Raw genomic sequence first — 21,730 nt, forward strand, 5'->3', positions numbered from 1 at the left:
CGGCGCCGCCCGGCGGCGTCAGGCGGCGTCAGGCGACGCGGGCGCGGGCCGTACTGCCCCGCCGGTGCGCGCCCAGCAGGCCGCGCACCGACACCGAGAAGCCGATCAGCACCAGGCTGGCCGCCACCGCCATGCCCAGCGACCCGTTCAGCGGCAGCACTATCCCGAGGGCGCCGCCGATGACCCACGACAGCTGGAGGGTCGTCTCCGAGCGGGCGAAGGCAGAGGTGCGGACCTCCTCCGGCACGTCACGCTGGATCAGCGCGTCCAGCGACAGCTTGGCCAGGGCCTGCGAGCTGCCCGCCACCGCGGTGACCGCGGCCACCGTGAACAGCCCGAACCAGCCCGCCGCGACCGTCGCCGTGCCCAGCGCGATCACCAGCACGGTGGCGATGATCATCTCCGGCCCGCGCGCCTTGAGCCAGGCGCCCAGGGCCGTGCCGAGCGCGTTGCCCACACCGGCCGCGGCGACCGCCACGCCCAGCGACATCGCCGGCGTCAGCCCGCCCAGCGGATGCTCGCGCAGCATGAACGCCAGGAACATCGTCAGGAAACCCGACAGCGCGCGCAGGCCCGCGTTGCCCTGCAGCGCGTGCAGCACCGAGGAGCCGACGCCCAGCAGCCCCGGCTTGCGGCCCGGGATGCCCGCCGGCACCTTGGACGCCTCCTCGTCGGCCGACAGTCGCGCCCGGTTCTCGCCGCGCGCCGAGTCCACCTTGGGATCCAGCGACATCGACAGCAGCGCGCCGGCCACGTAGATCACGAACGCGGCGTACAGCGGCCAGGGCGGTCCGATCGCATGCAGCCCCGCGCCCACCGGCGCGGCCACCGCCGTCGTCAGCAGCCCGGCCAGGGTCACCCGGGAGTTCGCCTTCACCAGCGTCGTGCGCCCCGGCAGGAGCCGCGGCACCACCGCGCTGCGCAACACGCCGTACGCCTTGGACGCCACCAGCACGCCCAGAGCCGCCGGATACAGGCCCAGGCCCGCCGTCGTCACGACCCCGGCCATCGTCCAGGCCAGCACCGCGCGGGCCATCATCGACCCGGCCATCGCCGCGCGGCGGCCGTGGCCCAGCCGGTCCAGCATCGGGCCGACCACCGGCGCCAGGATCGCGAACGGCGCCATCGTGATCAGCAGGTACAGCGCCACCCGGCCGCGCGCCTCGCCCGTCGGCACGGAGAAGAACACCGTGCTCGCCAGCGCGACGGTGACCATCATGTCGCCCGCGGAGTTCACCGCGTGCAGCTCGATCAGCTTCGCCAGGCCCGACTCGCCCGCGCCGCCCGAATGTGTCGAGCGCCGCACCCGGCGCACCACGGCACCGCCGGAGCGCCCCACCCCACTGGCGAGGGAGCGCCCGGCCCTGCGCACGGGTCCAGGACCCGATGTCACGGTTCGTGCCACGTTCGCAATCCTGCCCCAAATGGAACTCTGCGCACCCCCTCCTTTGCGGTGGTCCTGCACACGGGTAGCGTGCGATCGCGCAGAATGGTGGCAACAGGTGTGCCCGAGGACGCTCGGGCGGACCGGAAGGTTCGGGGAACGAAGGCGTTGACGCGGTCCGCAGGTCCGCTCCGCCGGCCCTCCCTCGCATCCGGTCAGCCCGCCCTGGAGCGCACACGTGAGACGGCGTAGAAAGAGAAACGATTTCTGTGAGCCCTGCGATGCGAAGCCGGACCCCTGACCGCCTGTGCGCCGAGGCGGTGGACGTCGCGCTCGCGGTCACCGAGGAGGCGGCGGGCCCGCACTCCGTCGGTGAGCACCTCGGCGTCGTCGCGGAGGGTGACCGGGTCGTCACCCATCTCTTCGCCTGCAAGGAGCCGGCCTACCGCGGCTGGCGGTGGGCCACCACCCTCGCGCGGGCCTCGCGCGCCAAGGTCGTCACGATCGACGAGACGGTGCTGCTGCCCGGACCCGACGCGGTGCTCGCACCCGAGTGGGTGCCCTGGAGCGAGCGGCTGCGCCCGGGCGACCTGGGCCCCGGCGACCTGCTGCCGACCGAGGCCGACGACCTCCGGCTCGAACCCGGCTGGACGGGCGGGCACGGGGAGCCGGAGGAGGCACCCGAGGAGGAGACCGCCGTCGCGGAGGCCGTCATCGAGACGGGCGGCCGGGCCGGCGGGGAGGCGGGCGAGCGCGCCGGCGGCGAGGCCGAGGAGCGCGCCGGCGGCGAGGCCGAGGAGCGGGCCGGCGGTGAGGCCGTGGAGCGGGCCGTGGAGGCCGCGGAAGCGGTCGCGGAAGAGCTCGTCGTGCCCGGGCCCGCCCTGTCGACCATCGGGGCCGTCGCCCGCCAGCTCGGCATGGGCCGCCCCCGCGTGCTGTCCCGTTTCGGCCTGCACTCGGCCGCGGACCGCTGGGAGGAGCACTTCGGGCCCAAGACGCCCATGGCGCAGGGCGCGCCCGCGAACTGCGCGAGCTGCGGCTTCCTGGTGCCGATCGCCGGCTCCCTCAGCCAGGCCTTCGGGGTGTGCGCCAACGAGTTCTCGCCGGCCGACGGCCACCTGGTCTCGCTCGGCTACGGCTGCGGCGCCCACTCGGAGGCAGCCGTCATGCCCAAGACGCCGAAGCCGGCCCCGATGGTCCTCGACGACCTGCACGACACCGAGCCGATGCCGTTGCACCCCGACCGGCACGCCTCGGTCGAGGAGACCGAGCCGTCCGAGGACGACCTCGGCCACGGCTGACCCCCGGGACGCCCCGCGGCCAGGCGACCGCCCGGTTCCGGCCGGGGGTCCGGCCCGATTCCGGTTCGGGCCGGGCGTCCGGCCCGGCTCGGCGCTGAGCGGCGGCTCCGGCTGAGCGCCCGCGCCGGCTGAACGTCCGCGCCCGCTGAACGTCCGCGCGGGCTGAGCGGCGGCGCGGGTCGCGGAAGCCCCTCCGGGCGCCCGGCGCGCCACCCGCGGGGCAGCGGGGTTCACACGGACGAGTGGCGCGGCGGGGAGCGGGGCGCAGGGCTCCCGTCCGTGACGGGCCGCGCCCGCCGCGCGGGGTGCGGCCGAATGGCGGTACCGTCACCGTGCAGGGCCCGCAGGGGCCGAAGCCATGGGACGGAGGGCCCCGTACGTTGACCCGCGCAGGCGTAATCCGAACGGCCCCGGAAGGGCACCCCGACCCCTTCCGCACAGCAGCCCTGCGCCAAGCGGTCCTCACCGCCTGGGCCACGTCCGCGGCCCGTTTCCGCGAGGACGCCAACGCCGAGGAGGACCTGGCCCTCGGCGGCTACCGCGACCGGCTGGTCGTCGAGCTGGCCCAGAACGCCGCCGACGCGGCCGTCCGCGCCGGCGTCCCCGGCCGGCTCCGGCTCACCCTGCACGAGGCGGAGGACGGCGCGCCCGCCCTCCTCGCCGCCGCGAACACCGGCGCCGGGCTCGACGCCGCCGCCGTCGAGTCGCTCTCCACCCTGCGTGCCTCGGCCAAGCGCGAGGACGGCGGCGCCGTCGGCCGCTTCGGCGTCGGCTTCGCCGCCGTCCTCGCGGTCACCGACGAGCCGGCCCTCGTCAGCCGGTCCGGCGGCGTGCGCTGGTCGCTCGCCGAGGCCCGCGACCTGGCCGCCCAAGACCCCGGTCTGGCCGACGAGTTGCGCCGCCGCGACGGCCATGTCCCGCTGCTGCGGCTGCCGTTCCCCGCCGAGGGCCGCGCCCCCGACACCTACGACAGCGCCGTCGTGCTGCCCCTGCGCGACGGCTCGGCCGAGGATCTGACGAACCGTCTCCTCGCCGGTGTGGACGACGCGTTGCTGCTCGCCCTGCCCGGACTGTCCGAAGTGGTCGTCGAAACCCCCTCCGGCACCAGGACCCTGACGCGCCGTCAACTCGACGGCGGGGACGTCCTGATCGAGGACACGGCGCGAACGGCCCCCACCCGCTGGCGAGTCGACGCCTCCGCCGGATCGCTGACCCCCGAACTCCTCGCCGACCGGCCGGTGGAGGAGCGGCTGCGCCCGGTGTGGTCGGTCACCTGGGCCGTGCCCGTCGACGGCGAGGGCGCCCCCGCCGCACCGCGCACCATCGACGTGGTCCACGCGCCCACCCCGACCGACGAGCCGCTCGGCCTGCCTGCCCTGCTCCTGGCGACGTTCCCGCTCGACCCGACCCGCCGCCATGCCGCGCCCGGCCCGCTCACCGACTTCCTCCTGGACCGCGCCGCCGAGGCGTACGTGCGGCTCATGGACGGGTGGCGGCCGGTCGGAACCGGTGTCGTCGACCTGGTGCCCGGGCCGCTGGGCAAGGGCGAACTCGACGCCGAGTTGCGCCGCCGCATCCTCGCCGAGCTGCCCCGTACGCCGTTCCTGCCGCGGGCCGCCGAGACGCCCGTCCAGGACGGCCGGGGCGGCGGCACGGAGCCCTGGGCCGGCGACGAAGCCAGGACCGGTGCCGGTGCCGGAGCCGGCGGACGCGACGAGGAGGACGAGAGCGCAGCCGCTGACGGGCCGCTCGCCGGCGAGGCGCACGCCCTGCGCCCGGTCGAGGCCGAGGTCGTGGAGGGCGCCACCGCGGAAGCGGTGCGCGTGCTCGCCGAGGTGCTGCCCACCCTCGTCCCGGCCTCCCTCGAACGACGCCCCGCCCTCCGGCAGTTGGGCGTGACCCGGCTGTCGCTGGCCGACGCCGTCGACCGGCTGTCCGGCGCCGAGCGCCCCGCCGGCTGGTGGTACCGGCTCTACGACGCGCTGGCCGGCACCGACGCCGACATCCTCAGCGGCCTGCCCGTGCCGCTCGCTGACGGCCGCACCGTCGTCGGCCCTCGGCAGATCCTGCTGCCGCTGCCGGGCGCCGACGGCGAGGAGGCCGTCGACGCTGCCCTGCTGTCCCGGCTCGGCCTGCGCGTCGCCCACGCCGACGCCGCTCACCCGCTGCTGGAGAAGCTCGGCGCGCTGCCCGCCACCCCGCGGGCCATCCTCACCTCGCCCCAGGTGCGGGCCGCCGTCGCCGCGTCCCTGGACGAGGACCGGGCCGCCTGGGACGAGGAACCCGGGCTGGACGCGGAGGAGCTGGCCGACGCGGTGCTGGGCCTCGTCCGCGCCGCCGACCTGGCCCCCGGCGACGAGCCGTGGCTGTCCGCGCTCGCCCTGCCCGACGAGGACGGCGAACTCGCCCCCGCCGGAGAGCTCGTCCTGCCCGGCAGCGACCTGGAGTCGGTGCTGCGCGAGGGCGAACTGGCCGCCGTGGACGCCGATCTCGCCGACCGCTGGGGCGAGCAGCCGCTCACCGCCGTGGGCGTGCTCGCCACCTTCGCCCTGGTGCGCGCCGCCGACGTCGTCCTCGACCCGGACGACCTGGACCCGCGCGACGGCGACTGGGCCGAGCCCGACGACGTGGGCCTGCTGGACGCCGTCGACGTGTGGTGCGAGGACGTCCTCGACCAGCTCCCCGAGACCGACGTGCCGCCCGTCGCCACCGAGGTGGTCGGCGTGCGCGACCTGGACCTGGTAGACGACGACGCGTGGTCGCAGGCCCTGGCGCTGCTCTCCCGGCCCCCGCTGCGCGAGGCGGTCACCGCGCCCGTCCGCGTGCTGCTGCCCGACGGCACCACCGAGTCGGTGCGGCCCTACGCCGCCTGGTGGCTGCGCGACCACCCGGTGCTCGACGGCCGCACCCCGGTGGGCCTGCGCGCGGCCGGCGGCGACCGGCTGCTCGCCGGGCTCTACGACGACGCCGAGACCGACACCGACGTGGACGAGCAGGTGCTGCGGGCGCTCGGCGTGCGCACCACCGTGGCCGCCCTGCTCGCCGAACCCGGCGGCGCCGCCGAACTCCTCGGCCGCCTCGCCGACCCCGACCGCCCGGTGACCCCGGCCCAACTGCACGGCCTTTACGCGGCCCTGGCCGAACTCGACCCCGAACAGGTCACCCTGCCCGAGGAGTTGCGTGCCGTCGTGGACGGCGAGCCGGTCGTCGTGGACGCGTCGGAGGCCCTGGTCGCCGACGCCCCGGACCTGCTGCCGCTGGCCGCCGGCCGCGCACTGCTGCCCGTACCGCCGCGGCTGGCCGGGGAGTTGGCCGAGCTGCTGCAGGTGCGGCGGCTCAGCGAGGCCGTCGAGGCGGAGGTGCTCTCCGAGGGCGAGGCGAGCGACGTCCTGCCCGCCGTGCACGACCTGCTGCCCGGCGCGCCCACCTCGTACCTCGAGCACGAGGAGCTGCTCGTCACCGGTGAGGTGGAGATCGCCTGGCGCTACGCCGACGGGGTGCTGCACGCCTCCACCGTGGAGGGCCTGGCCGCCGGGATCGCCTGGGCCACCGGCCACTGGCAGCGCAGGTTCGAACTGGCCGCGCTGCTGGAGGATCCGGAGCGCACCGACGAGCTGGCCGAGGCCCGCTGGTTCGACTGACGCGTGCCGCCCGGCGACGTCACGGAGTCACACCGCCGCGACGACGCCGCAACCGCCTTCGTGCCGTCGCGCTTTCGCGCCGCAGCACCGTCACGCCGTCGCGAGGACCCGGTCCTCGCGGCGGCGCACCCATGCCCACACGACTTCCAGGACCACCCCTCCGACGGCCGCGATCCCCACCGCCATCCACGGCACCTCGCTGCCCACCAGGCGCAGCGCGAAGAACGACTGCAGCCAGGGCGTGACCAGCACGATCAGGAAGCCCACGACCATCGCCAGCACCAGCGCGACCCGCCACCAGGTGTAGGGCCGGGCCACGATCGCCAGCACCCACACCTCCAGCAGGAACAGCGTGAGCGTGGCGGCACTGGTCTCCGCGTCCAGCGCCCCGGAGCCGGTGTAGTGGTGCCGCGCCACCAGGTACGAGAGGAACGACGCCAGGCCGCAGATGATCCCCGCGGGCGTGGCGTACCGCAGCACCCGTTTCACGAAGTGCGGCCTGGCCCGCTCCTTGTTGGGCGCGAGCGCCAGGAAGAACGCCGGCACGCCGATCGTCAGCGTGGACAGCAGGGTGAGGTGCCGCGGCAGGAACGGGTACGGGATCTGCCAGAACACCACCAGCAGCGCCAGCAGTACCGAGTACACGGTCTTGGTCAGGAACAGCGTCGCGACCCGGGTGATGTTGCCGATCACCCGGCGCCCCTCGGCCACCACCGACGGCAGCGTGGCGAAGCTGTTGTCGAGCAGCACGATCTGGGCCACCGCCCGGGTCGCCTCCGACCCCGAGCCCATCGAGACGCCGATGTCGGCGTCCTTGAGCGCCAGCACGTCGTTGACGCCGTCGCCGGTCATCGCCACGTTGTGGCCGCGGGACTGCAGCGCGCCCACCATGTCCCGCTTCTGCTGCGGGGTGACCCGCCCGAACACCGAGCCGTCCTCCAGGACCCGGGCCATCGCGTCCCGCTCGGCCGGCAGCCGCCGTGCGTCGACGGGCCGTTCGGCACCGGGCAGGCCCAGCGTGCTCGCCACCGCGCCGACCGACACCGCGTTGTCGCCGGAGATCACCTTGGCGTGCACGCCCTGGTCGGCGAAGTAGCGCAGGGTGTCGCCGGCGTCCGGCCGCAGCCGCTGCTCCAGCACCACCAGGGCCTGCGGCAGCACGTCGGCGGAGACCTGCGGGTCGTCCAGGTCCAGCCCGGTGCGCGCCAGCAGCAGCACCCGCAGTCCCTGGTCGTTGAGCCGGTCGACGTCGGCCAGCGCCGGGTGCCCGGCGGGCAGCAGCACGTCGGGCGCGCCCAGCAGCCAGGTGCCCGTCGTGCCGTCCGGCTCGGTGAGCGCCGCACCGCTGTACTTGCGCGCCGAGCTGAACGGCAGGGTGTCCGTGCACCGCCAGCCGTCCGCACCGGCGTGCGGGTAGGCGTCGATGATCGCCTGGAGGCTGGCGTTGGGATGCGGATCGGCCGCGCCCAGTGCGGCCAGCACCGAGGCGGTGTAGGGCTGCCGGGCGCCGTCGAGCATCCGCAGCTCGTTGACGTCCATGCCGCCCTCGGTGAGGGTGCCGGTCTTGTCCAGGCACACCACGTCGACCCGTGCCAGGCCCTCGATCGCCGGCAACTCCTGCACCAGGCACTGCTTGCGGCCCAGCCGGACCACGCCGATCGCGAACGCCACCGAGGTCAGCAGCACCAGCCCCTCGGGCACCATCGGCACGATCCCGCCGATCGTGCGGCGCACCGCCTCGCGGGCGTCGTGGCTCTCCACCGTGAACTGGCTGATGATCAGGCCCACCGCGGCCGGCACCATCATCCACGTCACGTACTTCAGGATCTGGCTGATGCCGTTGCGCAGCTCGGAGTTGACCAGGGTGAAGCGCGACGCCTCCTCGGCGAGCTGCGCCGCGTACGCCTGCCGGCCGACCTTGGTGGCCGTGAACGCGCCGCCGCCCGCGACCACGAAGCTGCCCGACATCACCGTGTCGCCGGGGTGCTTGAGTACCGGGTCGGCCTCGCCGGTCAGCAGTGACTCGTCGATCTCCAGGTTGTCCGCCTCGGCCACCTGGCCGTCGACCACGACCTTGTCCCCCGGCCCGAGTTCGATCAGGTCGCCGAGCACGATCCCGGACGTGGGGATCTCCGCGGCCGTGCCGTCCCTGCGGACCATCGGCTTGGCCTCGCCGACCAGCGCCAGGCTGTCCAGCGTCCGCTTGGCCCGCATCTCCTGGAAGATGCCGATCGCGGTGTTGGCGACGATCACGAAGCCGAACAGGCCGTCCTGGATGGGCCCGACCACCAGGATGATCAGGAAGAGCACGCCGATGATCGCGTTGAACCGGGTGAAGACGTTGGCCCGGACGATGTCCGCGGTGGAGCGGGAGGACCGGACCGGGACGTCGTTGACCTCGCCGCGCTCGACGAGCCGAGCGACCTCGTCGGAGCTGAGCCCGGGGTTGCGGGCAGTGGCGATCTCGGTGTCGGCGCGTTCCGTCATGGATCCGACGGTACGTGGCGGAAGTGCGGAGTGCCGCTTGTCCGCGCTTTCAGTCTTCCGGACCGCTTTGTGCGGCGCCCGCCGCCCGTGCGCGCCGGATGGCGTCCCGCCGGGCCGTCACGTACTTCAGGCCCACCAGGCCCAGGCACCCGCCGGCCAGGCAGGTCCAGATCCACCAGGCGTGGCCGTGATCGGAGTACCAGCCGTAGAAGGGGAGCTGCACGACGAAGAGCGCGAACCAGATGACCGTGCCGACGATGACCGTCGCGACGTCGTTGGCCTCCAGAGGCTCCGGTGCCTCGCGCAGGGGACTCCGCTGCTTGCTCATGGGCCTCATGGTATGCGGTGATTCCGGGGGTCTACGCGCGAAGATAGCGTTTGGTTTGTTGTTTGTTCATACTGAAACAGTCACTCGTTGACTCAAATCATTCGTACGATCGCCCAAAACCGGCGAGAACCGACCCGTGTGAAGGACCCACATGTCCACCTCGGCCCCCGCTCCGGTCGACGCGCGCACGCCCAGTGGCCGCCCGCCCGTCTCCGGCCTGGACCGCTTCTTCCGTATCTCCGAACGCGGATCCTCGATCCCGCGCGAGATCCGGGGTGGTCTCGCGACGTTCTTCGCGATGGCCTACATCATCGTTCTGAACCCGATCATCCTCGGGTCCGCGGTGGACAAGGCCGGCCACCACCTCAACGGCGGCCAGCTGGTCACCGCCACCGCGATCACCGCCGCCTTCACCACGCTGCTGATGGGCGTCATCGGCAACGTGCCGGTCGCCCTGGCTGCGGGCCTGGGCGTCAACACGGTGGTCGCCCTGCAGCTCGCCCCCAAGATGAGCTGGCCGGACGCGATGGGCATGGTCGTCCTCGCCGGCTTCGCGATCATGATCCTGGTCGCCACCGGGCTGCGGGAGCGGGTGATGAGCGCGGTGCCGCTCGGCCTGCGCAAGGGCATCGCCATCGGCATCGGCCTGTTCATCATGCTCATCGGCCTGGTCGACTCCGGCTTCGTCTCCCGCATCCCGGACGCCGCGCACACCACCGTGCCGCTTCAGCTCGGCAGCGGCGGCCACCTCACCGGCTGGCCGGTGCTGATCTTCATCCTGGGGACGCTGCTCACCCTGGGCCTGATCATCCGCAAGGTGCCGGGCGCCATCCTCATCTCGATCGTCAGCATGACCGTGCTGGCCGTGATCGTCGACGCGGCCGCCAGCATCCCCGCAGCGCAGTGGGGCCTGACCGTGCCCAAGTGGCCGGGCAACCCCGTCTCCTCCCCGGACTTCGGGCTGATCGGCCATGTCAGCCTCTTCGGCGGATTCCACCAGGTCGGCATCCTCACCGGGATCCTGTTCGTCTTCACCGTCCTGCTGTCGTGCTTCTTCGACGCGATGGGCACGATCCTCGGCGTCAGCGACGAGGCCGGCCTGCTGGACGAGAAGGGCGACCTGCCCGGCATGAGCAAGGTGCTGATGATCGACGGCATCGCCACCGCCGCCGGCGGTGCGACGTCCTCCTCGGCCAACACCTGCTTCGTGGAGTCCACCGCCGGCGTCGGCGAGGGCGCCAGGACCGGTATGGCCAGCATCGTCACCGGCCTGATGTTCGTGCTCGCGCTGTTCCTCACGCCACTGGCGACCATGGTGCCGGCACAGGCGGCCACCCCCGCCCTGGTGGCGGTCGGCTTCCTGATCCTGTCCGGCTCGATCCGGGAGATCGACTGGAACGACTTCACCATCGCGGTGCCGGCGTTCCTGACCATGGTCCTGATGCCGTTCACGTACTCCATCACCAACGGCATCGGCATCGGCTTCCTGACCTTCTGCCTGCTGCGCGTCGTCGCCGGCCGGTGGCGCGAGGTGCCGGTGGCCCTCTACCTGGTCAGCGCCGTGTTCGCCTTCTACTACCTGATGCCGGCGCTCGGCCTGGTCTGAGCCCCGTCATCGTCCTGCCGGCCGTAGAACCGGTCGGTCTCCTCGACGGCGGTCTTGAACCGCTCGTCGAAGTCCTCGCGAATGAGCGTCCGGATCACGTACTCCTGGGCGCTCATTCCGCGTTTGGCGGCATGATCGCGGATCCGGTCCCACAGGTCTCCGTCCATACGGAGGCTGAGCACTCTCGATGCCATGCGCCCACGGTCCTGGGACCGCGGGTCCATCCGCGTCACTTTCCGTCGCTTTCTCACTCGTATGGGTGAGATCTGGCCATCGGATGGTTCAATACGCGCCTCGTCGTGTTCACCCTCGAATGTACTTAGCTTAGGTAATGAGCTAAGCTAAAGACCGTGAGTGAACTGTCCGAGGACGACCGCGCAGCCATCAGCGAGCTGCGCGGCGCCGTGATGAGGCTGTCGCGTCGGCTGCGCCACCAGCGCGTCGACGAGTCGCTCAGCCCGACCGAGATGGCGGTGCTGGCCACCCTGGCCCGCTGCGGCTCCGCCACGCCCGGCGAACTGGCGCGCAAGGAGCACGTCCAGCCGCCGTCCATGACCCGCATCGTGGCGATGCTGGAGGCCAAGGGCCTGGTCCACCGGGAACCGCACCCCGAGGACCGCCGCCAGGTCGTGGTCAGCCGCACCGAGCAGGCCGACGCGATGCTCGCCGAGAGCCGCAACAAGCGCAACGCCTGGCTGGCCCAGCTCGCCGAAGGACTGACCGACGAGGAACGCGCCGTGCTGCGCCAGGCCGCTCCCGTCCTCGAGAAGCTGGCTCACCTGTGAGCCGCCGGCCCCGCACCGCCGCCCTCCGGGCGGCGGTCTCGTGCTGTGGCACCGACGCACCCGATCCACCCGACGAAGGGGAGGCGAGTTCCGATTGAGTTCGGCAGCCGGACCAGACACCGCAACCGAACCTGACCGTCCCGCGGAGCAGAAGACGGGCACCTTCAGCTCGCTCAGGATCCGCAACTACCGGCTCTTCGCGACCGGCGCCGTGGTCTCCAACACCGGCACCTGGATGTCGCGGATCGCCCAGGACTGGCTGGTGCTCAGCATCACCGGCTCGTCCTTCGCGGTGGGCATCACCACCGCGCTGCAGTTCCTGCCGATGCTGCTGTTCGGGCTCTACGGCGGCGTCCTCGCCGACCGCTACCCGAAGCGGCGGACCCTGCTTGTCACCCAGGCCGCCCTCGGCGTCCTCGGCCTGACCCTGGCCACCCTGACCCTCAGCGGTGTCGTCCAGGTGTGGCACGTGTACACCATCGCCTTCCTCCTCGGCGTGGTCACCGTCGTGGACAACCCCACCCGGCAGACCTTCGTCATGGAGATGGTCGGCCCGTCCGCCGTCCGCAACGCCGTCTCCCTGAACTCCGCGAACTTCCAGGCCGCCCGCCTGGTCGGCCCGGCCGTCGCCGGTGTGCTGATCACCGCGGTCGGCAGCGGCTGGGCGTTCCTGATCAACGGCCTGTCCTTCCTCGCCCCGCTCACCGGCCTGCTCCTGATGCGCACCTCCGAGCTGCACCAGGTCGAGCGGGTGCCCCGCGGCAAGGGCCAGCTGCGCGAGGGCCTGCGCTACGTGGCCGGCAAGCCCGACCTGATCTGGCCGATCGTCCTCGTCGGCTTCATCGGCACCTTCGGCTTCAACTTCCCGATCTGGCTGTCCGCCTTCGTCAACAAGGTGTTCCACAGCGGCGCCGGCGCCTACGGCCTGCTCAACACCCTGATGGCCGCCGGCTCGCTGCTCGGCGCGCTGCTGGCCGCCCGCCGCAGCCGGACCCGGCTGCGCATGCTGGTCGCCGCCGCCATGGTCTTCGGGCTGCTGGAGGCCGCCGCCGCGCTGGCCCCCGAGTTCTGGCTCTTCGCCGTGCTCCTGGTGCCCATCGGCGTCTTCGGCCTGACCTTCAACACCACCGCCAACGCCACCGTCCAGCTCGCCACCGACCCCGTGATGCGCGGCCGCGTGATGAGCCTGTACATGATGGTCTTCGTGGGAGGCACCCCGATCGGCGGCCCGGTCATGGGCTGGGTCACCGACACCTACGGCGCCAGACTCGGCTTCCTGTCCGGCGGCCTGATCGCCGCTGCCGCCGCGGCGGCCGTGGGCTTCGCCCTCGCCAGGGCGGGCGGCCTGCGCCTGCGGGTCAACCTGCGGCGCGGTGACGACCAGCCGTTCGTGGCCTTCGTCCCCCGCGACGGCTCCCGGACGGACGGCCCCCAGGCAGGCGGCCCCCGGACGGACGGCTCCCAGCCGGTGGCCGAGGCAGGCTCCACGGCCGGTCCCGCCGCCGGGGACCCGGCGACCGACGCCAAGGCCGTCGATGACAAGGCCGTCGAGGACAGGGCCATCAAGGACAGGGCCGCCGAGGACAGGGCCCAGGGCGGCGTGGAGAGCGGGGCCGACGGCGTCACGAGGCTGACCCCGGCATGAGGCTCTTCGCGGCGCTGATCCCGCCGCCCGCCGTGGCCGCCGAACTGGCCGCGGCGCTGGCCCCGGTGCGCCGCATGCCCGGCGCCGCGGACCTGCGCTGGACCGCCCGCGAGGGATGGCACTTCACCCTCGCCTTCCTCGGCGAGGTGCCCGACGAGGTGCGGCCCGGCCTCGACGAACGGCTTGCCCGGGCAGCCCGCCGCCACGGTCCCCACGAGCTGCGGCTGGCCGCGGGCGGCCGGTTCGGGGACCGCACCCTGTGGATCGGCGCCGAGGGCGACCTGCGCGGCCTGTCCCACCTCGCCGACTCGGTGCGGGCCGGCGCGCGGCGGGCCGGGGCGCCACCCGCCGAGGAGCACGGCTTCCGCGCCCACCTGACGCTGGCCCGCACCCCGCGCGGCCGTGCCGCGCACCTCGGGCCCTACGCCGAGGCCCTGGCGGACTTCCGCGGTACGCCCTGGACCGCGGACCGTGTGAGCCTGGTCGCCAGCTTCCTGCCGCGCTCCGGCGTCCCCGGCGAGCAGCCCCGCTACGAGACCGTGCGGGAGTTCCACCTGAGCGGGCCGGACGCGCCGGGGGACGACGACTCGGGTTCGGGCGACGCGCCCCGCGACTCGGGCGAGGGACCCCGGGACTCTCGCGAGGGACCCCGGGATTCCGATGCCGGGCGCGCCGGCTCGGACGGCTGACCGGGCAACCCGGGCGACGAGGCACCCCGCGCCGCCGGTTAACCTCGAAGGGTGGACCCCAAGACCCGTACCCGCGTGATGACCGCCGCCTTCGTCCTGATGCTCGTCGTCGTGGCCGTCGCCGCCGCGGTCCGCTGAGCCGCGGCGGCGACACGCGAACCGCGCCCTACCAGGCGAACGCCTCGGGGGACGTGCCAGGACCCGGGAAGATCTCGTCCAGGGCCGCCAGGAACTCCTCGGACAGCTCGGTCTCCACCGCCCGCAGCGCGGAGTCCAACTGCTCCTGGGTGCGCGGGCCGACGATCGGGCCGGTCACCCCCGGGCGGGTCAGCAGCCAGGCCAGGCCGACGTCACCGGGCTGCAGGCCGTGCTTGTCGCACAGGTCCTCGTACGCCTGGATCTGGTCCCGCTGCTCCTGAGACTTCAGCGAGTCCGCCGACCGGCCGCTCGTCGACCGGGCGCCGCCGCCCTCGCGCTGCTTGCGCAGCGCCCCGCCGAGCAGACCGCCGTGCAGCGGCGACCACGGGATCACGCCCAGGCCGTAGTGCTCCGCGGCCGGGATGACCTCCATCTCCGCGCGGCGCTCCACCAGGTTGTACAGGCACTGCTCGCTGACCAGGCCCAGCGAACCGCGCCGCGCGGCCGCCTCGTTGGCCTGCGCGATGTGCCAGCCGGCGAAGTTGCTCGAACCGGCGTAGAGGATCTTGCCCTGCTGGACCAGGACGTCGATCGCCTGCCAGATCTCCTCCCACGGCGTGGCCCGGTCCACGTGGTGGAACTGGTAGATGTCGATGTAGTCGGTGCCGAGCCGCTTCAGGCTCGCCTCGACCGCACGGCGGATGTTCAGCGCCGACAGCCGGTCGTAGTTGGGCCACTCGTCGCCCTCGGCGGCCATGTTGCCGTAGACCTTGGTGGCCAGCACGGTCTTGTCCCGGCGGCCGCCCCCCTTCGCGAACCAGGTGCCGATGATCTCCTCGGTCCGGCCCTTGTTCTCGCCCCAGCCGTAGACGTTGGCGGTGTCGAAGTAGTTGATGCCCGCGGCCTGGGCCGCGTCCATGATCGCGTGGCTGTCCGCCTCATCGGTCTGCGGACCGAAGTTCATGGTCCCCAGAACCAGGCGGCTGACCTTGAGACCCGTACGTCCGAGCTGCGTGTATTCCATGACATACAAGCCAAGCCCTTCGAGTGCGCTCGAATCAAGGGCCGATCCCCGCGGTCCCACCTGGTGGCGGCACGCGCCGCCGGGTGGTCGTTCAGGCCGCCTCGTAGGGCTCCCCGAGTCCCCACGCCTGGTGCATCGCATCCGCGAAGGCGGCCGCGAGCTTGTGCTCCCCTGCCTCGTTCGGATGCGTGCCGTCGTAGGTGTCGAGGAGGATGTCGTAGCCCTCGGGACGGGAGGCCATCAGCAGCGGCGAGGCCGGCGAGTCATGGTCCGCGACCGCCTTCGCCATCCGCTCGTTGAGCTGCGCGCACTCGCCGGCGAAGTCGGGGTCCAGTTCGGCACGGGTGTTGGGGATGACGGGCAGCAGCACCATCCGCAGCCGCGGCCCCGCCTCCCGCGCCTGGACGATGAAGCGCTCCACATTGGCCGCGGTCTGCTCGGCGTTGGTGTAGAAGCCGAGATCGATCAGGCCCAGCGAGATCAGCAGCACGTCCGGGCGGTGCTCGCGCACCGCGTCGCCGATCAGCGGGGCCATGTGCAGCCAGCCCTCGCCCCACCCCGCCAGATGGCGACGGGCCCGCTGCGGGAACGCCGGATCGGCGTAGTCCGCGGACACCGCGTCGTCGCACGCCTTGTCGTAGAGCAGGACCCGCGGCCCCACCACCGAGAACGGCTCCTCGAGCCGGCACAGGTGCTGCCACATCCGGTAGCGCCAGGTGTAATCGCCGGCGGAACCGACGGTCATGGAGTCACCGACGAAGAGGTAGCGCATGCGGGGCATCATCCATGACGCAGCGGTGACCATGGACACTGGGGGGCATGCGTCCTTCTCTGCCGGTGGCCGCCGCCTGTGCCGCCCTTGCCCTGGCCTGCGTCCCGGCGATCCCCGCCGCGGCCGACAGCGGTCCCTCCGTGGCGTTCCGGATGAGCGACCCGCGGATCATCGAGTCCAGCGGACTGGCCGCCAGCCACCTCCACCCGGGCGTGTACTGGACGCACAACGACAGCGGCGACGGCCCCTACGTCTTCGCCGTCGACTCCGCGACCGGCAAGACCCTGGCCCGCGTGACGATGCGCGGCATCCCCGCCCGCGACATGGAGGCCATCTCGCTCGGCCCCGACGGAGACCTTTACCTCGGCGACATCGGCGACAACCTCGGCGGCAAGTGGCCCGAGGTATGGATCTACCGCTTCCCCGAGCCCAAGCAGCTCCGGGACCAGACGGTCGACGTCACCCGCTTCACCGTGCGCTACTCCGACGGCCCGCGCAACGCCGAGGCGCTGATGGTCCACCCCAGGACCGGGCGGGTCTACATCGCCAGCAAGAACGAGGACGGCGGCCATCTGTACGCCGGCCCCGCCAAGCTCAGCACCCACGGCGTCAACGTCTTCCGGCCCGTCGCCGACGTCCCCTGGGTCACCGACGGCGCCTTCTCGCCCGACGGCAGCCGGCTGGTGCTGCGCGGCTACTTCTGGTCCGCGGACTACCGGTGGGTGAACGGCGCCCCGCGCAAGATCAGCGATCTCACCGTCCCCATGCAGCCGCAGGGCGAGGGCGTCACCTTCACCACCGACGGCCGGACGCTGATGTACAGCAGCGAGGGCAAGAACAGCCAGGTGTGGAAGGCGCCTCTGAGCGGCGCCGATCTGCCCGACAGTGCGGCTGCGAGCGCCAGCCCGTCCGGCCGGGCCCAGGGCGGCGGCCCAGCCGCGGAGAGCAGCACCAAGACCACCGACCGGCACGGCGGCAGCAAGGCGCTCGGTATCGCGGTCCTCGCGGCCTTCGGCGGACTCGGCTACCTGACCAGCAAGGTCCTGCGGCGGCGCCGGCGCCAGCACTGAACGCCCCGCAGACCGGGGCTCAGGAGGCGGCGAGGCGCGCGGGAGGGCTCGGCTCAGTAGAGCAGACCTCAGCCGACGCCCCGCCGGTCTGGGGACGGCGGGGAGCGGGCCCGTGGGCCGCGCCCCCGCCGTGCAGCAACGGAGGGAATACCCGGCCGGAACCGGCTGCGGCAGCCGGTCCGGCCGCAGGATCAGAGCTGGCCGATGACGAAGTCGATGCAGGCCGTCAGCGCCTCGACGTCCGCCGGCTCGACGGCCGGGAACATCGCGACGCGCAGCTGGTTGCGGCCCAGCTTGCGGTACGGCTCGGTGTCCACGATGCCGTTGGCCCGCAGCACCTTGGCGACCGCGGCAGCGTCGACGCCGTCCTCGAAGTCGATGGTGCCGACGACCTGGGAGCGCTGGGCCGGGTCCGCCACGAACGGCTCGGCGAACGACGCCTTCTCCGCCCAGCCGTACAGCCGCGAGGACGAGTCGGCCGTGCGCTTGACAGCCCAGTCCAGGCCGCCCTGGCCGTTGATCCACTCCAGCTGCTCGTTGAGCAGGAAGAGCGTGGCGAGCGCCGGGGTGTTGTACGTCTGGTTCTTCTGCGAGTTGTCGATCGCCGTCGGCAGGTCGAAGAACGCCGGGATGTGGCGGCCGGACCCGGCGATCTCGGCGGCCCGCTCCAGCGCCGCGGGCGAGAACGCCGCCAGCCACAGGCCACCGTCCGCCGCGAAGGACTTCTGCGGCGCGAAGTAGTACACGTCGGTCTCGGCGATGTCGACCGGCAGGCCGCCCGCACCGGACGTGGCGTCCACCAGGACCAGCGAGCCCTCGTCGGCACCCGCGACCCGGCGCAGCGGCATCGCGACACCGGTCGACGTCTCGTTGTGGGTGAAGGCGTACACGTCGACGCCCGCCTCGGCGACCGGCGCGGGGTGCGTGCCGGGCTCCGACTTGACGATCGTCGGGTCGGCCAGCCACGGGGCCAGCTGCGCTGCCTTGGCGAACTTCGAGGAGAACTCGCCGAACGACAGGTGCTGCGACTTCTCGCGGATCAGGCCGTGGGTGGCGATGTCCCAGAAGGCGGTGGATCCGCCGTTGCCGAGCACCACCTCGTAGCCGTCGGGCAGGGAGAAGAGCTGCCGGACGCCGTCACGGACAGCGCCCACCAGGTTCTTGACCGGAGCCTGGCGATGGGAGGTGCCGAGCAGGGACGTCCCGGTGGCGGCCAGGGCGTCGAGCGCCTGCGTCCGCACCTTGGAGGGGCCCGACCCGAACCGTCCGTCGGTGGGCTTGATGTCAGCGGGAATCTGGATATCGGCCACGTCCGCAGCGTAATGCGTAACAGGCTCGTTGCGGTCAGCGTTCCATCGGATGAGACGGCGAGGCCGGGGGCGTTGTTGACGCGTTTCCGGGCCCGTCGCCCGGGGATTGCGCGCCTGCGGATTCCTCCTCCGGGGGGACGGCCGGGCCCGTCAGCGCGACCCGGTACCGGTCGCGCGCCGAATAGCGCACCGGGACCCGCCAGCCGGCCCGGGGCATGTCGAGGATCGGCAGCTGCGCCGTCGTCCAGGTCTCGAGCTCCTCGCCGTCCGGCGCCGTCACCAGCAAGGTCACGGTGACCTTCATGTCGGGCGTGCCGGGGACCACCCGGCGTCCCTCCAGCGCGGTGATGACGGCCGTACCGGGCACGCCGCGCGTGCGAAGCCGATGGTCCAGCTCCACCTTGACCATCCAGCCCACCAGGACCGCACCCACCACCGAGCCCGCGACGATCAGGAAGGTCGTGAGATCCCCGGCGCCGCCCCCTGCCGGGCAGGCGCGGTAACACTGCGGCGACGGCACGTACGCGGCGAACATCGCTTCCCCCCGGGCAAGCTGGGCACATGACGGTCGAACTCGCACCTGTGGAACACGCGCTCCGGACCGCACTGCGCGGCACGGTCGCCTTCGACGCCGGGTCGCGCGCCCTCATGACCATGGACGCCTCGAACTACCGGCGGGTTCCCGCGGGGGTCGTGGCCCCCGCCGACGCCGAGGACGTGGCCGCCGCACTGGCCGTGTGCCGCGAGCACGGGCAGCCGGTCGTGCCGCGCGGCGGCGGGACGTCCATCGCGGGGCAGGCCACCGGCACCGGAATCGTCCTGGATTTCACCCGGTCCATGAACGCGATCCTTGACATCGACCCCGAGGCCCGCACCGCCCGCGTGCAGCCCGGAGCCGTCCTGGACGACCTGCGCGCGGCGGCCGCCCGGCACGGCCTGACCTTCGGCCCCGACCCGTCCACCCACAGCCGCTGCACGCTGGGCGGGATGATCGGCAACAACGCCTGCGGGTCCCACTCGGTGGCCTGGGGCACCACCGCGGACAACGTGCTGGCCCTGGACGTCCTGACCTACCGGGGGGAGCACGTCCGGCTGGACGGCGGGCTCCCCGGCGACGGCACGCCCCAACTCCGCCACGGGCTGCGGGACCTGGCCGACCGGCACCTGTCCCTGCTGCGCACCGGCTTCCCCAGGTTGCCGCGCCGCATCTCGGGATACGCCCTGGACGCCCTGCTGCCCGAGCACGGCCGGAACGCCGCCCGGGCCTTCACCGGGAGCGAGGGCACCCTCGGCGTGCTCACCGAAGCCACCGTGCGCCTGGTGCCCGCCCCCGCCGCGCGCGTGCTGGTCGTGCTCGGCTACCACGATGAGTCGGCGGCCGCGGACGCCGCTCATCTCCTGTTGCCGCACAGCCCGTTGACGGTGGAGGGGATGGCCGCCGACCTCGTCGGCGATGCCGCCCGATCGCTGCCGCCCGGCGGGGCCTGGCTGTTCGTCGAGGTCGGCGGCGACGACCCCGGTCACGCCGGCTCCCGCGCCCGTGAGTTGTGCCGTACGGCGGCCGACGGCGTGACCGGCCACGCCGTCGTCGCCGACCCCGCTCAGCAGCGCGCCCTGTGGCGGATCCGGGAGGATGCCGCCGGAACCGCCACACGCATGCCCGATGGCAGTGAGGCATGGCCGGGCTGGGAGGACTGCGCGGTTCCTCCCCACCGGCTGGGCGCCTACCTGCGGGAGTTCCGGGTCCTGCTGGCAGATCACGGGCTGCGCGGTGCGCCCTACGGCCACTTCGGCGACGGATGCGTCCATGTGCGCATCGACTTCGACCTCATGGACAAGGCCGGGGTCGCGCGCTTCCGCCGCTTCTCCGAGGCCGCCGCCGACCTGGTGGTGTCGCACGGCGGCTCGCTCTCCGGCGAGCACGGCGACGGGCAGGCGCGCGCCGAATTGCTGCCGAAGATGTACGGCCCGGAACTGATCGCACTCTTTTCAGATTTCAAGGAACTCTGGGATCCCGACCGCGGAATGAATCCGGGGATGCTCGTGCGTCCCGAGGCCATTGATAGCAATCTGCGCTTCGCCGTGCTTCCCGCTCCCGGCCGGCGGGCGGTCGACGTGGAATTCACCTATCCGGATGACGGAGGCGATTTCTCCGCCGCGGTCAGGCGGTGCATCGGGGTCGCCAAGTGCCGCACCACGGCAGCCCACACCGGGGGTTCCGGCGTGATGTGCCCGTCGTTCCGGGCGACCGGCGAGGAGCAGCACTCCACCCGCGGCCGGGCCCGGCTGCTGCACGAGATGCTCGCAGGCGAGGTGGTCGAAGACGGCTGGCGGTCCGCCGAGGTCCGCGATGCCCTCGACCTTTGCCTTTCCTGCAAGGGATGCCGCTCGGACTGCCCGGTCGGCGTGGACATGGCCACGTACAAGGCGGAGTTCCTGCACCACCACTACCGCCGCAGGACGCGGCCGCGCGCCCACTACGCGATGGGCTGGCTGCCGCTGTGGCTGAAGGCCGCGGCACCGATCGCCGGGCCCCTCAACGCTCTTGGCAGAACTCGGTCAATCGCCTGGCTGGTGAAGCGTTTCGGCGGGCTCGCGAACGAACGCGACCTGCCCGAACTGGCATCCGAGACTTTCACTCGATGGTGGGACGGCAGGACCACGAACGAGGGACACCGGAACGCCGCGGGCCCGCAGGTCGTGCTCTGGCCGGACACGTTCACCGACCACCTCTCGCCGGAGGCCGGCCGCGCCGCCGTCCGCGTGCTGGAGGCCGCAGGACTGCGCGTCAGCACCCCGCCGGCCACCGTGTGCTGCGGCCTGACCTGGGTCTCCACCGGTCAACTCGACCGCGCCAGAGCGGTCATGCGGCGCACCCTCGACCGGCTGGAGCCGCTGCTCGATGCCGGACTCCCGCTCGTCGTCCTCGAACCCAGCTGCGCCGCCGCGCTCCGCTCCGACCTCCCCGAACTCCTCGGCGCCGACGAGCCGAGGGCCGCCCGACTCGCCGCCGCCGTACGGACGTTCGCCGAGGCGCTGGAGGAGTTCGCGCCCGGATGGGAACCCCCGCGGCTTGACCGGGCCGTCGTCGGACAGACGCACTGCCACCAGCACGCCGTGCTCGGCGACGCGGCCGACCGGCGGCTGCGCGAGCGCGCGGGGCTCACCGGTGAACTGACCGGCGGATGCTGCGGCCTCGCCGGCAACTTCGGCTTCGAAGCAGGGCACTTCGCGGTGTCGGCCGCCTGTGCCGAGGAGGCGCTGCTCCCGGCCGTGCGGGCGGCCGCTCCGGGCACGGCCGTCCTGGCCGACGGCTTCTCCTGCCGCACCCAACTCGCCCAACTCGGGGACGTCCGCGCCCGCCACCTCGCCGAACTCCTCGCGGAAGCACTGGACGTACAGGCCGTGCGGTCCGGACGGCAACAGTCCCAGGAGAACGGCGCCGAGCCCCACGAAGGACACGGCGAGGAGCACGGCCGGTAAGGGGCTCGGCACCGGGCCGCAGGCCCTTACACGCAAGGGGAAACGGGTGGGGCCGCGAGAGCCCCAC

General features: G+C 73.1%; 16 protein-coding genes. 8 read left to right on the forward strand and 8 right to left on the reverse strand.

Annotation, left to right across the window (positions count from 1 at the left end):
• Positions 1–28 precede the first annotated feature (28 nt).
• On the reverse strand, positions 29–1,405 hold the full coding sequence (locus ACH4TG_RS19065) for an MFS transporter (RefSeq protein ID WP_398243510.1): 1,377 nt from the start codon (positions 1,403–1,405) through the stop codon (positions 29–31).
• A gap of 260 nt (positions 1,406–1,665) precedes the next feature.
• Here ACH4TG_RS19065 and ACH4TG_RS19070 point away from each other — a divergent pair, with 260 nt between their 5' ends.
• Positions 1,666–2,685 carry a DUF3027 domain-containing protein gene (locus ACH4TG_RS19070; RefSeq protein WP_398243511.1) on the forward strand — a complete coding sequence of 340 codons (1,020 nt, stop codon included), beginning with the start codon at positions 1,666–1,668 and terminating at the stop codon, positions 2,683–2,685.
• A gap of 380 nt (positions 2,686–3,065) precedes the next feature.
• Positions 3,066–6,326 (forward strand): sacsin N-terminal ATP-binding-like domain-containing protein, encoded by a 3,261-nt coding sequence (locus ACH4TG_RS19075; RefSeq protein WP_398243512.1) that lies wholly within the window; start codon positions 3,066–3,068, stop codon positions 6,324–6,326.
• Positions 6,327–6,416: 90 nt separating this feature from the next.
• Here ACH4TG_RS19075 and ACH4TG_RS19080 read toward each other — a convergent pair whose 3' ends face one another.
• Positions 6,417–8,813 carry an HAD-IC family P-type ATPase gene (locus ACH4TG_RS19080; RefSeq protein WP_398243513.1) on the reverse strand — a complete coding sequence of 799 codons (2,397 nt, stop codon included), beginning with the start codon at positions 8,811–8,813 and terminating at the stop codon, positions 6,417–6,419.
• Between the two features lie 49 nt (positions 8,814–8,862).
• Positions 8,863–9,141: a DUF2530 domain-containing protein gene (locus tag ACH4TG_RS19085; protein ID WP_398243515.1), complete on the reverse strand. Its 279-nt coding sequence runs from the start codon at positions 9,139–9,141 to the stop codon at positions 8,863–8,865.
• 151 nt (positions 9,142–9,292) lie between these two features.
• Here ACH4TG_RS19085 and ACH4TG_RS19090 point away from each other — a divergent pair, with 151 nt between their 5' ends.
• A complete protein-coding gene (locus ACH4TG_RS19090) occupies positions 9,293–10,747 on the forward strand; it encodes an NCS2 family permease (protein ID WP_398243516.1) in 1,455 nt (484 codons plus the stop codon).
• Here ACH4TG_RS19090 and ACH4TG_RS19095 read toward each other — a convergent pair.
• Positions 10,717–10,941 (reverse strand): ribbon-helix-helix protein, CopG family, encoded by a 225-nt coding sequence (locus tag ACH4TG_RS19095; protein WP_398243517.1) that lies wholly within the window; start codon positions 10,939–10,941, stop codon positions 10,717–10,719. The two genes, ACH4TG_RS19090 and ACH4TG_RS19095, sit on opposite strands and share 31 nt — an antisense overlap.
• Positions 10,942–11,154: 213 nt before the next feature.
• Between ACH4TG_RS19095 and ACH4TG_RS19100 the strand changes: the two genes are divergently transcribed.
• The 3 genes from ACH4TG_RS19100 to thpR all read left to right on the forward strand — a co-directional run bounded on the left by ACH4TG_RS19100 (position 11,155) and on the right by thpR (position 13,866).
• Positions 11,155–11,532 carry a MarR family winged helix-turn-helix transcriptional regulator gene (locus ACH4TG_RS19100; RefSeq protein ID WP_398243777.1) on the forward strand — a complete coding sequence of 126 codons (378 nt, stop codon included), beginning with the start codon at positions 11,155–11,157 and terminating at the stop codon, positions 11,530–11,532.
• A 94-nt stretch (positions 11,533–11,626) separates the two neighbouring features.
• Positions 11,627–13,177 (forward strand): MFS transporter, encoded by a 1,551-nt coding sequence (locus ACH4TG_RS19105; RefSeq protein WP_398243518.1) that lies wholly within the window; start codon positions 11,627–11,629, stop codon positions 13,175–13,177.
• Positions 13,174–13,866 (forward strand): RNA 2',3'-cyclic phosphodiesterase, encoded by a 693-nt coding sequence (gene thpR, locus ACH4TG_RS19110; protein WP_398243519.1) that lies wholly within the window; start codon positions 13,174–13,176, stop codon positions 13,864–13,866. The genes ACH4TG_RS19105 and thpR overlap by 4 nt, the downstream gene beginning before the upstream one ends.
• Before the next feature lie 166 nt (positions 13,867–14,032).
• Here thpR and ACH4TG_RS19115 read toward each other — a convergent pair whose 3' ends face one another.
• Positions 14,033–15,028, reverse strand: coding sequence for an aldo/keto reductase (locus ACH4TG_RS19115; protein ID WP_398243520.1), 996 nt, complete (start codon positions 15,026–15,028; stop codon positions 14,033–14,035).
• Between the two features lie 91 nt (positions 15,029–15,119).
• A complete protein-coding gene (locus ACH4TG_RS19120) occupies positions 15,120–15,800 on the reverse strand; it encodes a GDSL-type esterase/lipase family protein (protein ID WP_398243521.1) in 681 nt (226 codons plus the stop codon).
• A gap of 47 nt (positions 15,801–15,847) precedes the next feature.
• Between ACH4TG_RS19120 and ACH4TG_RS19125 the strand changes: the two genes are divergently transcribed.
• Positions 15,848–16,870, forward strand: coding sequence for a hypothetical protein (locus ACH4TG_RS19125; RefSeq protein ID WP_398243522.1), 1,023 nt, complete (start codon positions 15,848–15,850; stop codon positions 16,868–16,870).
• Between the two features lie 191 nt (positions 16,871–17,061).
• Here the strand turns inward: ACH4TG_RS19125 and serC are convergent, their stop codons facing one another.
• Entirely contained in the window at positions 17,062–18,180 is a 1,119-nt protein-coding gene (serC, locus tag ACH4TG_RS19130) for a phosphoserine transaminase (protein ID WP_398243523.1), read from the reverse strand.
• Between the two features lie 34 nt (positions 18,181–18,214).
• The gene (locus ACH4TG_RS19135; protein WP_398243524.1) at positions 18,215–18,715 is read right to left on the reverse strand and encodes a hypothetical protein; all 501 of its coding nucleotides are present in this window, start codon (positions 18,713–18,715) and stop codon (positions 18,215–18,217) included.
• A gap of 26 nt (positions 18,716–18,741) precedes the next feature.
• On the opposite strand from ACH4TG_RS19135, the gene ACH4TG_RS19140 reads away from it, so the two are divergent.
• Entirely contained in the window at positions 18,742–21,663 is a 2,922-nt protein-coding gene (locus ACH4TG_RS19140) for an FAD-binding and (Fe-S)-binding domain-containing protein (RefSeq protein WP_398243525.1), read from the forward strand.
• Positions 21,664–21,730 lie beyond the last annotated feature (67 nt).

Origin of the sequence: Streptomyces sp. NPDC020917 (assembly GCF_044333795.1) — a bacterium.
Classification (GTDB): Bacteria; Actinomycetota; Actinomycetes; order Streptomycetales; family Streptomycetaceae; genus Actinacidiphila.